Raw genomic sequence first — 13,231 nt, 5'->3', positions numbered from 1 at the left:
GAATGTTTTCAAATAATAAGCAATAATTTTTAGGAAAATATGAATTAGACGGTAAAATTCAACTTTTTTTAATTTTAAAAAATGTATCTTTGTAATCAAATAATAAAGTACCTGTAAAATCCATGTTATGAAGTTTATGTTTACATCCCTGATTTGCTTATTAACTTTTTATTCCTATGCTATTTCGGGTGTTAACCACTTACTACCTAAGCCTCAGCTAATAGAGATTAACAATTCATCTTTTTCTTTACATAAAGTACGACTTTCTACACCCGTTTTGCAAACACAGTGGCAAAATTTCATCAAACAAATGGGAGGAACTACATCCGATAAGGCTAACAAACTCATTGAAGTAAAGCTTGTCAATGATATCCCTCAAGCTAGAGTCAACAAAGAAGAGGCTTATACATTATCTATCTCCAAAGACAAAATACTAATCGAATCGACCACGGAAAAAGGGGTGTACTGGGCTATGCAAACTCTACGACAACTGGCAACAAATAAAGGAGATATAACTGAATTTCAAGGTTGCTATATACTAGATTTCCCTGCTTTTCGTTTTCGTGGATTTATGCAAGACGTAGGGCGAACTTTTATCTCTTTGGAAGAATTAAAAAAAAAAAATTTCCATACTTTCACAATACAAAATTAACGTTTTCCACTGGCACCTAACTGAGAACCAAGGGTGGCGATTAGAAAGTAAAAAACACCCCATTCTAAACCATCTTTCCAGCTATGAGCGTTCGCACGGGCAGTTTTACACTCTTGATGAAGCGAAAGAATTGGTTGAATTTTGCAAACAACACAATATGATACTGATTCCTGAAATTGACATGCCTGGGCATAGTTTGGCCTTTCGTAAAGCATTTAACCACGATATGCAATCAGAAGAAGGTATGAAAATTTTGAAAGAACTTTTGGATGAAATGCTACCTTATTTCGATGTGCCGTACTTTCACATTGGCACAGATGAGGTGGAATTCACAAATCCAAACTTTGTTCCCAACATGGTGCAATTCATTCGTGAGCGAGGTAAAAAAGTAATCTCATGGAATCCTGGTTGGAACTACAAAGTAGGCAATATTGACATGACTCAATTGTGGAGCTACCGTGGAAAAGTACAAAAAGACATCCCTGCGATTGACTCTCGATTTCACTATCTCAATCACTTCGATGCTTTTGGTGATATAATCGCTTTGTACAACAGCCGTATTCTAAACGTTACCCAAGGAAGTGACAACTACGCAGGATGTATACTTGCTGTATGGAACGATCACTTTATTCCTAATGAACAGGAAATACTGATTCAAAACAATTTTTACCCATCAATGTTAGCCTTGGCAGAACGCTCCTGGTTAGGCGGTGGCACAGAATATTTTGACAACAAAGGTACAATCCTATCATCAAAAAACGATCTCAATTTCATCGCCTTTGCAGATTTCGAACGCCGAATGCTGTGGCATAAAAATAACTATTTTAACAACCTACCCTTTGCTTACGTAAAACAAACCCACATGGAATGGACCATCACAGATCCTTTCCCAAACGAAGGTGATTTAACAAGGTCTTTTCCTCCTGAAAAAGAACTGTCGAATAGCTATACCCATCAAGGCAAAACCTATTACACACAAAAAACAATCGGCGGAGGCATCTACTTAAGACATGTTTGGGGAAAAATCGTAAAGTCATTGTACGAAAATCCTCTACCCAATCATACGGCATATGCCTATACGCACGTATACTCTCCTAAAAGACAAAAAGTGGGACTTTGGATAAGCACTCAGAATTACAGTAGGTCAGAAAAAGATTTACCTCCACCACAAGGAAAATGGGACTACAAAGAAAGTCGTGTTTGGATAAACAATTCTGAAATACACCCACCTAATTGGCAGTCATCACACACCCAAAAATCTAATGAAACACCATTGACAAACGAGAATTTTGAGGTACGCCCTCCTATTCCCGTAATCCTTAAGAAAGGTTGGAACAAGATACTATTGAAACTCCCTATCGGGCATTTCTCAACTCCAGAAGTTCGTTTAGTGAAATGGCATTTTAATTTTGCTTTCGTGAGCTTGGACGGTAAAAACGAAATACAACAGCTCAGGTTCGACGCTGACAGAAAAACGCAATAACTATAATAATAAACAGAGCATACAAAACTAAAAAAACAGACACACAGAGTCGGAAATATGAAATACCTTTTAACAACAAGTCCCTTAATGTAAAAAATCAGCGATAAGATTAAAAACGATTGTTTTTTTGAGAAAAATTCGTACTTTTGTTTTTTATTTATTTTCTATGGAAATCATAAAAATACACGACAAATCATTTGAACCTTACATTGATGCGGCTCAAATACAGCAAATTATTCAACGAATGACTTCAGAAGTAGCTCGAGACATGGAAGATACAACTCCTGTATTTGTCTCTGTGCTTAACGGGGCATTTATGTTTGCATCCGATTTTGTACGTAACTACAAAGCAGATTGCGAAATAACGTTTGTAAAACTATCGTCCTACGAGGGAATGCACTCTACTGAGAAAGTACGTGAACTCATCGGTTTGGATATTTCAGTCGAAGGACGCGATGTGGTAGTATTGGAAGATATTATCGACACAGGAAATACACTCGAAGAAATCTATCGTATTTTCCACAATAAAGGCGTGAAATCTTTACGCATTGCAACACTTTTCTTCAAACCTGATGCCTACAAAAAGAACTTGAAAATAGACTACGTTGGTATGCCTATTCCCAACCGATTTATCGTTGGCTACGGACTTGACTATGACGAATTAGGACGAAATTTACCTCATGTATATCAATTAAACACATCTTTGACAATGACAAATTTAGTTTTATTTGGAAAACCAGGAGCAGGAAAAGGTACACAAGCTACTTTCCTGAAAGAAAAATACAATTTGGTACACATCTCTACTGGAGACTTGTTCCGATACAACATCAAAAACGAAACTCCACTGGGCAAACTAGCACAATCGTATATGGACAAGGGAGATTTAGTACCCGACGAGGTAACCATACAGATGTTACAACAAGAAATTGATAGCAATCCAGATGCGAAAGGTTTTATTTTTGACGGATTTCCGCGTACTATTGCACAAGCAGAGGCTTTGGATGCATTCTTAACTTCCAAAGGAATTAAAATTCATGGAACATTAGCATTAGAAGCAGATGACGAAATTCTTATCCAACGCCTTGTTGAGCGAGGAAAGGTGAGCGGACGTACCGATGATCAAGATGAAAGTAAAATCAGAAATCGATTTGTAGAGTACAATCAAAAAACGGCTCCCCTGATTGAATTCTACAAAAAGCAAGGTAAATACCACGCTATCAATGGAATAGGAAGTATCGAAGAAATCACGAATCGACTTTCCGAAGCTATTGAAAATCTGGAAAAATAAAAACGAAAAGGCTGTCTGATTAGTTCTCGGACAGCCTTTTCTGATTAACAATTAAAATTCTACTTTTTATTTATAGAAACCACACAATCAATCAATTCTGGTTTGTCTTTGGTGTAGTTATCTAACCACACTTTCAACTCCTCTTGTTCGTAAGGTAGTAATTTGTCTAAGGCTTTGTTGAGTTCCTTACAGAAGAGTTCTGAATTAAAACTTACTTTTGACAGAATTAACTTAGCATACTCAACCATCGGTCTTTTCATAGTATTAATGTTTTGACGTTTTCTTTTCACAAAGATACGAAAGAAAACAGAAACAAAACAAAATAAAAAGTTAAAGTTTTGGTAAAACTTAGAATCAATCTAAGCTAACATCAAAAAGCATACGTGCTTGAATTCCTTCTTGTTGCGATAACAATTTGATTTTCTCGTACATTTGATATGCCTCTTTACCTAACTCTTCTTGTAACGAATGAGATTTTAAGGACATCGCATAAGTGCCGAACATTTCTTTCAAACTGGTCTTAAACAATGGGTAAGACACTACACTGTACGACTCCAAACCTTTTTCATTAGCTACAAATTCCAATACATTATCCAATGTCCCAATTTGATCCACCAAACCCAACCTCAATGCGTCTTTACCGCTCCACACTCTCCCTTGTGCAATTTCATTGACTTGTTCAGTTGTCATGCCACGACCTTCTGCCACGCGTTCCAAAAAGAGTTCATAAATCTGTTCAACAGATTCCATATTCTCATCAATGAAACTTTTAGACGGCTTTTCAAAAAGACTGTATTCCAACGCGTTAGAATGAGTTGTCACCTGTTCAGCATTGACACCCCATTTTTCTGCTAATTTGCTAACATTTGGCACAGCTCCAAAAACACCTATCGAACCTGTAATAGTTCCGGCTTCGGCAAAAATCTTATCAGCATGACAAGCAATGTAGTATCCACCTGAAGCTGCGTAATTTCCCATTGAAACGTATACATTTTTATGCTGTTTTGTAACAGCTATTTCTCTGTGAATCAATTCCGAAGCTAACACACTTCCCCCTGGAGAATTAACGCGTAACACAATGGCTTTTACATCGTTATTTTTCACAGCTTTTCGCAAAGATTCTACAATGGTTTTATCTCCCACAATTTTGGAACTGCCGCTACCATACATGATTTCACCTTCGGCATAGATAACTGCAATTTTATCCTTTGCTTTTTTAGAATATTTTTTAGAAACACTTTCGGTATACTCTTCTATGTTTATGTAATTAACATCTTCAATTTTAGAGACATTCATTGCCTCACAAAGTATGTTCTCAAATTCATCTTGGAAAAGCACTCCGTCTACCATTTTGTTTTTCAAGGCCAACTGTGGAGTTCTTGCTTCTAAATTTGTAGCAATAGCGTTCAGATCTTCTACTGTAATGGCTCTACTTTCGGCAATATCTTGAACAATAATATCCCAAACTGAGCTCAATAACTCTTTGATTTGTAGTCGATTTTCATCACTCATTTTATTGTCTAAGAACGGTTCTACAGCACTTTTGTATTTTCCATGGCGAATTACTTCCATTGACACTCCTGTGTTATCCTGTAAATCTTTAAAAAATAGCACTTCAGATGACAATCCTCTGAAATTCAATTTTCCTAACGGACTTACATAAATCTTATCCGCTACCGTTTGCAAGTAGTAATCTGACTGTGGAATTACATCATTGTAGGCATAGATGAATTTACCTGAAGTTTTAAAATCCTCCAAAGCAACACGTAATTCCCGAACTAAAGCCAATCCCGATAGATTACCTGAACTTTTCAAAAGAATACCTTTTATTTTACTGTCAGTTGAGGCATGTTTAATTGCTTTAAGAATGCTGTTCAAGCCGTTGTATTCTTCAATGGTATAATCAAAATCTTCAAGATAAACCTTTTCACCATAATCTCTTAAAGGCATTTTGAACTCCAATTCTAACACTGAATTGTCTTTCACAATCACCGCGGCACTGTCTGTCGACCCTATCGATGACATCATTACTGACATAAATATGAGAAAAATAATGAAAAATATCCCCAAGGATATAAAAAAACCGAGAATGGTCGCTAATACATTTTTTAAAAAAGTCATTTGTTTTATCTGTTTATCCTTTGTTATTCGTTAAAAATATTATATTCGTCGTAATTTTTGTTCTGTATGATTATTTTAAGTATCCTATTTAGAACTTGTTTGCATTATTTTTTTGTATTCAAAGGCTTTCTATCCAATTCAAATCGTATGTTTTTAGCTTTTTTTAGCTCTTCATGAGTTATAAAATACGATTTGTAAGGTTTCCCATCAATAAGAATACGTTTTATATACACATTTTCAGGAGAAGCGTTTGATTCGATAATCAATTCACCATTTGGATAATATTTTTTATCCAATGAAAGGATGATTTTATTAAATTTTGGAGCTGTAAAAGTGTATATTGGCTCTGCAGGGCTTACTGGATAGAATCCCATCATTCCGTAAATCAACCAAGCTGACATTACCCCTGTGTCTTCATTACCTGGTAATCCTGCGGGTTTATTCTGAAAGTACTCTTCAATGAGGTCGTGTACTCTTTTTTGAGTTTTCCATTCGCTTCCTCGAACGTAGTTATACAAGTAAGGATAAGCAATATCAGGTTCATTTGCCATGTCATATTGCTTGGAATCAAAGATATGATCCAGCTGTTTTTCAAAAGCTTTCTCACCCCCCATCATTTTTATCATTCCTTTCACATCGTGAGTTACCATGTATACATATTGCCACGCATTTCCTTCAATGTAGCCTACATTTTTCTCAAAATTTGCTCCACTTGCAGGATTAAAAGGTTCATACCATTTGCCATTGCTATACTTGGGTCGAAGTAATTTAGTTTGACTATCAAACAACTTTCTGTAAGAATACGCTTGTTTATTAAAACGCTCATAATCAGATTTTTTACCTATTTTTTTCGCCAATTGAGCAATTGCAAAATCTGCAATGTTATATTCCTGTGTGGTAGAAACAGGTCCTGCTACACCGCCATCCACACTCAGATAGCCTAATTTCCAGTATTCGGCTACACCCGGACGTATTGGATTTTTCTCTAAGGTATTTGCTCCCTTCAGCATTGCTTGAAACGCTTTTTCGACATCAAAATTTGTCAATCCTCGTAAGTATGTGTCCGCCAGAACGATACTTGCAGGATCTCCAACCATAGTAAACGTTTCCGTGGAATTAAGTTCCCATTTGGGTAACCAACCGCTCTCGTCATAAATATCTAACATTGACTTTATCATGCCTAATTGCTGTTCAGGATAGAGTAAGGTCATCAATTGGTGATAGTTACGATAAGTATCCCATAAAGAAAAAACGGTGTATCGGTTGTTAGACTTTCCTATTTTGTTAGTTTTGCTCTGAGGATAATCACCATTCACATCATTTAATACGTTGGGATGTATTGAAGCATGATACAACCCTGTATAAAAAATTGTTTTTTGGTCGTCTGTACCTCCTTCAACACGTGCGTGAAGTTGTTTATTCCATTCGTTTTTAGTTTGTTGATAGACATCCGCAAAGGTTTTTACGCCAATTTCTTTCTCTAAATTTTCACGAGCATTAGCAATACTTACGTAGGAAATACCTACTTTCACCTCCACTATTTCTTCCTTATCAAACTTATATCGGAAATACGCTCCAATGCTATCCCCCACTACTTCTCTGGAAAAACCCTCTTTCAAACGCACATCGCCATTGTACCACATCCACTCGGCTTCCACTCCCTTGTACGTTTCTGGTTTATGCCAAACGCCGTAGTTCATTGCAGGTTTTGAGAGTTTTGCAACAAAATAAACGGGATAAGCCAACTCCGGACTATTGTAGCAGAATGACCCCACCATCCGCATTCCCTCCACCTCGGTTGGCGAAACGATTTTGACCATCGCTCCTTGCTCATTGGTTAGTCCTAAACCCAAATTGAGCAAAATGTTTGCTTCCCCTTTCGGAAAATGATAACGACTCACCCCGGCTCTTGTTGAAGCTGTCATCTCGGCTTTCACGTTATACTTTGTCAAATGCGTACTGTAATATCCTGCCGAAGCCTTTTCGTTCGAATAAGTAGTTCCATAGTCCAAATGATTCGTTTTTAACTCCCCCGTAGTCGGCATGGTGATGATAACCCCCAACTCTGGACAACCTACACCACTCAAGTTAACGTGCGTAAAACCTGTTAAAAATCTATTTTCATTTACGTAAGGATTCGATAGCCAACGACTGTCTTTTTCCAATGGATCTTTGATTCCCTTAGTGTCAAATGCAACGTTAAAGGGTGAAATACTCAACATTCCGCGGGGAGCAATTGCCCCTGGATGAGTCGCCCCATAGTTAGAGGTTCCGATAAACGGATTTACATAGTCCGCTGGGGTTTGTGCTGTTAACACAGTTGCCGACAGACACAATGCTGACAAAACAATCTTGTGTAGTTTCATAAATTATTATTTTAGTATATTATTCTCAGTAAACAACATAGTGGCAAAGGTAAGAAAAATAATCTTATTTCTGGGAAATATGTCGATGTGAATGTGCAAAATAGAATTTAAATTCCCCTTCTTAGCATCGCATCAAAAAAACATTTTTCTTAGTCTTATCAAAATAGAATTAATATAAATAAGAATATTTTATTGAAAATATTACATTCTCAAAAAAGCAATTTATTTGCAATTTATATATGACAATGATTATTTTTAAATAAATAATTTACTATTTTATAAATATTTCTCGCTTATAGCAATCAAAAAAACATATTTATAATAAAACAACAAAAAAATGTTTTATTAGATATATTTTATCAATTAAAAAAAAGACCATATATTTGCGTATTAGGAAATGAATATAAAAACACATAATTATGGCTTTCGATATTGAAATGATTAAGGCGGTGTACGAAAATATACCTTCGCGTGTGGACAAAGCACGTGAATTGGTTGGGCGTCCGCTGACACTTTCTGAAAAAATTCTATATGCTCACCTGTGGGACGGGCAACCTTCACAGGCTTACACGCGAGGAAAAGACTATGTTGATTTTGCACCCGATCGTGTGGCATGTCAAGACGCAACTGCTCAAATGGCATTGTTACAATTTATGCACGCAGGAAAATCAAAAGTTGCAGTGCCTACAACGGTGCACTGCGACCACCTCATCCAAGCCAAAGTAGGAGCTGAAAAGGATCTTTCTGTGGCAAACGAGCAATCAAAAGAAGTCTTTGATTTTCTTTCATCTGTTTCAAATAAATACGGCATCGGATTCTGGAAGCCAGGTGCTGGAATTATCCACCAAATAGTATTGGAAAATTACGCATTTCCTGGAGGTATGATGATTGGGACAGACTCACACACTGTGAACGCTGGTGGACTTGGAATGCTTGCCATCGGTGTGGGAGGTGCTGATGCTGTGGATGTAATGGCAGGAATGGCATGGGAATTAAAATTCCCCAAGCTAATCGGGGTAAAACTCACGGGGAAACTAAACGGATGGACTGCTCCGAAAGACATCATCCTACGCGTGGCGGATATCTTAACTGTAAAAGGCGGAACGGGAGCTATCGTAGAGTATTTTGGTGAAGGAGCAGAGTCTATTTCTTGTACAGGTAAGGGAACTATCTGCAATATGGGAGCTGAAATCGGAGCTACAACCTCAACTTTTGGATATGACGATTCAATGCGTAGATATTTAAAGGCAACAGGTCGTCAGGATGTGGTGGAAGCTGCCGACAAGGTCGCAAAATATTTAACAGCTGACCCAGAAGTATATGCTAATCCAGAAAAATATTTCGACCAACTTATTGAAATAAACCTTTCAGAATTAGAACCTTATATTAACGGACCTTTCACTCCTGACCGAGGAACTCCAGTCTCAAAAATGAAAGAAGTAGCTAGAGAAAACGGATGGCCTCTAAAAGTAGAGTGGGGGCTAATAGGTTCTTGTACAAACTCTTCCTATGAGGATATGTCAAGAGCTGTATCCATTGTAAAACAAGCATTGGATTTAGGCATTACCCCTAAAGCTGAATTTGGAATCAACCCTGGTTCTCAGCAGATTAAGTACACTATAGAACGCGATGGAATGATTGAAGTTTTTGAAAAACTAGGAACAAAAGTATTTACTAATGCTTGTGGACCTTGTATCGGTCAATGGGATAGAGAGGGTGCTGACAAACAAGAAAAAAACACCATTATTCACTCTTTCAACCGTAACTTTTCAAAACGTGCCGATGGAAATCCAAATACACACGCTTTCGTAACTTCGCCTGAAATGGTCGCTGCTCTAGCTATCTCAGGTCGTTTAGATTTCAACCCAATAACGGATAAGCTACTAAATGATAAAGGCGAAGAGGTTATGTTCAAACCTCCATATGGCGACGAACTTCCCGTAAAAGGATTTGATGTAGACGACCCTGGCTACCAAGCTCCTGCGGCAGACGGATCGGGCGTAGAAGTGGTTGTACGTCCGGACTCACAACGTTTACAATTATTAGCCCCGTTTGAACCATGGGACGGTAAAAATATTACGGGAGCGAAATTACTTATTAAAGCAGAAGGAAAATGTACTACTGACCATATTTCGATGGCGGGCCCTTGGTTGCGTTACCGCGGACATTTGGACAATATTTCAAACAATATGCTCATAGGAGCTGTGAATGCTTTCAATGGGAAAACCAATGCGGTAAAAAACCAATTTACAGGAGCTTATGAGGAAGTCCCTGCAGTACAACGTCAGTACAAAGCTGAAGGAGTACCGTCAATCGTAGTGGGCGATCAGAACTATGGAGAAGGATCTTCACGTGAACATGCTGCCATGGAACCTCGCCATTTAGGAGTAAAAGCAGTTTTAGTTAAATCATTTGCTCGTATTCACGAAACAAACCTAAAAAAACAAGGTATGTTGGCACTTACATTCGCTAACGAAGCTGACTACGACAAGATTAAAGAAGACGACACTGTAAATTTCTTAGACTTAGTTAACTTCGCTCCTAACAAACCGTTGCAGTTGGAGTTTGTTCATGCCGACGGCTCAAAAGATATCATAGTAGCAAACCATACCTATAACGAAAGTCAAATTGAGTGGTTTAAAGCCGGAAGTGCCTTGAACTTGATTGCTTCAAATGCTAAAAAATAGATTCTGTTGATATGAATGAAAGAGGCGTTATTTGAAAAGGAATACGCCTCTTTCGTCTTTTAAATTAAGAGCTGAGTGCTATTGAATCTGAATGCTTTCCTGATTTTGAGTCTTAAAGAGAATACAACATATGTTTATAAAACCTCTTTTGCTATATAATATAAGGATATAAACTGAAGTTTTTTCGATGGAAAAATGCTTTTAGAGAGTTTGAGATAAGCAACGTATTGCATTCCTTAGAGACATAAAATATTAGAAATGAGTGCATATGGAATTCTTAAAAAACGATGAAACACCTGTAATTTTTTACTTTAATATCATACTTCTTGCAATCCTCTTTGAACATACGAAATTACTACAAACCCATTCAGCCAACGATTATTCAATCGGCTGAAAATGTGTTTTATACAGAAATCTTTCCTGATAAAAAATTATTGCCTTTCATCTATTGCTATTGGCAACTTAAAACAAAAACACAACTTGCTGAAAACTATGTATATAGAGTGATTTCCGATGGTTGTATTGATGTGTTTTTTGAGTTGGAAAATCCTGATGAAAGTTACCTTATGGGGTTTTGTAAAAACTACACAGAATTTCCTTTAGGAAAAGAGTTTAACTATGTGGGAATACGATTTTTGCCTTCTGCTTTTCCGTTGATTTTCAAACAAGACGCCAAAGAATTGAACAATAATGATATTCTTTTGAATTTAGTTTCTTCCGATTTGGCGATATTCATTGCTCATAAATTCAGTAATCCGCAGAGTTTACAACAGATTAAAAATGAATTAGATACATTTTTTAGTAAATACTTGGAAAAGACTGATTTTAGTATAGACAACAGATTCTATAAAGCTTTGGAAATCATCTTAAAATCAAAAGGAAATGCACGGATAGTGAGCGATTTAGATACGGGAATTAGTCCTCGTCATCTCCGCCGATTATTTGAATTTTACATTGGCGATACCGCAAAAACTTTTAGTAAAGTAGTTCGTTTTCAGTCTTTTTTGAATGCTAAAATTTCCAATCAAAACACTGATAATCCATCATTTTACGATATGGGCTATTACGACCAATCGCATTTCATTAAAGAGTTTAAAACTTTTTGTGGAGTAACGCCGAGGGAGGTTTATTACAAATAATTTGTCCCCTTTTTCCTATTTTATCATTAAAAAACATTTCTATTTTTGCCTAAAATTCACGAAGATGGGAACGAATTACAGCATTACCGAAAAATTTGGGGCAAATCTTGCCGAATTGTTAGCTGAAAAAATTAATAGGGTTTATCCTGATTTTAACAGCAAAAATTTCATAAAAGACACAGAAAATAAGGTTATTGGGCAAACTTACACACAGAGAATAATCACCATCGCAGATTTGTTAAAAAACTATCTTTCAGCAGACTACAAAGAAGCTCTGCGTGTGTTACTCTCTATTTTGGGCGAAGAAAATCCCAATCAAACAGGAATGTTCACACATTATTATTGGATTTTGCCTATTGGAAAATTTGTAGAACGTTATGGTATTAATCATTTTACGCTTTCGATGAACGCTATAGAGGAGATAACTAAGAGAAATACAGGCGAATACGCCGTACGTCCATTTATCAGAAAATACCCTGAAAAATCACTAGAAATCATTGAAAAATGGGCAAAATCTCCTAATTTTCATTTACGTAGGTTGGCAAGTGAGGGACTGAGACCCAAGCTCCCTTGGGCGAGTAAATTAGATACTTTTGTAGAAAATCCTGCTCCTGTTTTTCAAATTTTGGAACTTCTAAAAGATGATGAAATTATGTTTGTAAAGAAATCCGTTGCCAATCACCTAACTGACTGGTTTAAAGTGAATAAAGAAGCTGTTTTGCCTCTCATCCACCGCTGGAAAACTTTCGAAAATCCGCATACCCAATGGATTATAAAACGAGCCACAAGAAAATTTGATGTATAAATAATTCTGTCCCTTTTTTCCTATTTTGGTTTCATCACTCTTGATAATTTTGCCAAAAATTAAAATTCAGAAAAAATGAAATTGAATGCAGGAATTATCACCGAGAAATTAGCAGAGACCAAAGCCTTTTATACCGAAATTTTAAACTTTGGCGTGAGCTTCGAAAACGAATTTTACCTTCTGCTCCATACTCCCAATCGAGAAGCAGAAATCAGTTTTTTGCTTCCCAATCACCCGAGCCAACAACCTATTTTTCAGAAACCTTTTCAAAATCAAGGTGTTTACCTGACTATTGAAGTCGAAAATGTAGATGAAGTTTATAAAGAATTGAAAAACAAAAACATTCCCATTGAAATTGAGCTACGAAACGAACCTTGGGGCGACCGCCATTTCGCTATCAAAGACCCCAACGGCATCGGTATTGATATAGTAACCTACACAGAACCTGAATAATAGTCAATTTTTGCATAAAAACGGGAATTGTAATCCATAAATTGATTGTATACACCGTAAAAGACACAAAAACGCTCCTTAATTGGGGCGTTTTTGGTTTAGAAAGAACATAACTTATACGATTTCAAAGTTAAAAGGATTAAAATCTGGACAAATCTCCAATAACTTCACCTATTTTCGGACTTATTCCTTTACTAATGTACTTAGGAATAGGATTGTATTTAAGAAAGATACGAA

General features: G+C 36.7%; 10 protein-coding genes. 7 read left to right on the top strand and 3 right to left on the bottom strand.

Going from position 1 to position 13,231, the window contains the following annotated elements; translation table 11 throughout:
- Positions 1-127: 127 nt before the first annotated feature.
- The 3 genes from CGC52_RS11355 to CGC52_RS07025 all read left to right on the top strand — a co-directional run bounded on the left by CGC52_RS11355 (position 128) and on the right by CGC52_RS07025 (position 3,423).
- Positions 128-652 carry a beta-N-acetylhexosaminidase gene (locus CGC52_RS11355; RefSeq protein WP_232751799.1) on the top strand — a complete coding sequence of 175 codons (525 nt, stop codon included), beginning with the start codon at positions 128-130 and terminating at the stop codon, positions 650-652.
- The gene (locus CGC52_RS07030) at positions 624-2,135 is read left to right on the top strand and encodes a family 20 glycosylhydrolase (RefSeq protein ID WP_369800757.1); all 1,512 of its coding nucleotides are present in this window, start codon (positions 624-626) and stop codon (positions 2,133-2,135) included. Before CGC52_RS11355 ends, CGC52_RS07030 begins: the two co-directional genes overlap by 29 nt.
- A 166-nt stretch (positions 2,136-2,301) precedes the next feature.
- The gene (locus CGC52_RS07025) at positions 2,302-3,423 is read left to right on the top strand and encodes an adenylate kinase (RefSeq protein WP_082024978.1); all 1,122 of its coding nucleotides are present in this window, start codon (positions 2,302-2,304) and stop codon (positions 3,421-3,423) included.
- 59 nt (positions 3,424-3,482) lie between these two features.
- Here the strand turns inward: CGC52_RS07025 and CGC52_RS07020 are convergent, their stop codons facing one another.
- The 3 genes from CGC52_RS07020 to CGC52_RS07010 form a co-directional block, all read right to left on the bottom strand.
- Positions 3,483-3,683, bottom strand: coding sequence for a hypothetical protein (locus CGC52_RS07020; RefSeq protein WP_042006441.1), 201 nt, complete (start codon positions 3,681-3,683; stop codon positions 3,483-3,485).
- Between the two features lie 94 nt (positions 3,684-3,777).
- Positions 3,778-5,544: a signal peptide peptidase SppA gene (gene sppA, locus CGC52_RS07015; RefSeq protein ID WP_095893891.1), complete on the bottom strand. Its 1,767-nt coding sequence runs from the start codon at positions 5,542-5,544 to the stop codon at positions 3,778-3,780.
- A gap of 104 nt (positions 5,545-5,648) precedes the next feature.
- Positions 5,649-7,910 (bottom strand): GH92 family glycosyl hydrolase, encoded by a 2,262-nt coding sequence (locus CGC52_RS07010; protein ID WP_095893889.1) that lies wholly within the window; start codon positions 7,908-7,910, stop codon positions 5,649-5,651.
- A 419-nt stretch (positions 7,911-8,329) separates the two neighbouring features.
- Between CGC52_RS07010 and CGC52_RS07005 the strand changes: the two genes are divergently transcribed.
- The 4 genes from CGC52_RS07005 to CGC52_RS06990 all read left to right on the top strand — a co-directional run bounded on the left by CGC52_RS07005 (position 8,330) and on the right by CGC52_RS06990 (position 12,994).
- The gene (locus CGC52_RS07005; protein WP_095893888.1) at positions 8,330-10,597 is read left to right on the top strand and encodes an aconitate hydratase; all 2,268 of its coding nucleotides are present in this window, start codon (positions 8,330-8,332) and stop codon (positions 10,595-10,597) included.
- Positions 10,598-10,935: 338 nt separating this feature from the next.
- On the top strand, positions 10,936-11,736 hold the full coding sequence (locus CGC52_RS07000) for a helix-turn-helix domain-containing protein (protein WP_095893887.1): 801 nt from the start codon (positions 10,936-10,938) through the stop codon (positions 11,734-11,736).
- A gap of 64 nt (positions 11,737-11,800) precedes the next feature.
- Positions 11,801-12,541, top strand: coding sequence for a DNA alkylation repair protein (locus CGC52_RS06995; protein WP_095893885.1), 741 nt, complete (start codon positions 11,801-11,803; stop codon positions 12,539-12,541).
- Positions 12,542-12,616: 75 nt separating this feature from the next.
- A complete protein-coding gene (locus tag CGC52_RS06990) occupies positions 12,617-12,994 on the top strand; it encodes a VOC family protein (protein WP_095893883.1) in 378 nt (125 codons plus the stop codon).
- Positions 12,995-13,231: the final 237 nt, after the last annotated feature.

The sequence above is a fragment of the Capnocytophaga sp. H2931 genome, assembly GCF_002302535.1.
Taxonomy (GTDB): Bacteria; Bacteroidota; Bacteroidia; order Flavobacteriales; family Flavobacteriaceae; genus Capnocytophaga; species Capnocytophaga canis.
This window is presented reverse-complemented; position numbering and strand designations above follow the sequence as displayed.

Bases quoted from the DNA above. Each gene is read 5' to 3' on its own strand.
- CGC52_RS07020 (WP_042006441.1), bottom strand. From the start codon at position 3,683: ATGAAAAGACCGATGGTTGAGTATGCTAAGTTAATTCTGTCAAAAGTA.
- sppA (WP_095893891.1), bottom strand. From the start codon at position 5,544: ATGACTTTTTTAAAAAATGTATTAGCGACCATTCTCGGTTTTTTTATA.
- CGC52_RS06990 (WP_095893883.1), top strand. From the start codon at position 12,617: ATGAAATTGAATGCAGGAATTATCACCGAGAAATTAGCAGAGACCAAA.
- CGC52_RS06995 (WP_095893885.1), top strand. From the start codon at position 11,801: ATGGGAACGAATTACAGCATTACCGAAAAATTTGGGGCAAATCTTGCC.
- CGC52_RS07005 (WP_095893888.1), top strand. From the start codon at position 8,330: ATGGCTTTCGATATTGAAATGATTAAGGCGGTGTACGAAAATATACCT.
- CGC52_RS07025 (WP_082024978.1), top strand. From the start codon at position 2,302: ATGGAAATCATAAAAATACACGACAAATCATTTGAACCTTACATTGAT.
- CGC52_RS07010 (WP_095893889.1), bottom strand. From the start codon at position 7,910: ATGAAACTACACAAGATTGTTTTGTCAGCATTGTGTCTGTCGGCAACT.
- CGC52_RS11355 (WP_232751799.1), top strand. From the start codon at position 128: ATGAAGTTTATGTTTACATCCCTGATTTGCTTATTAACTTTTTATTCC.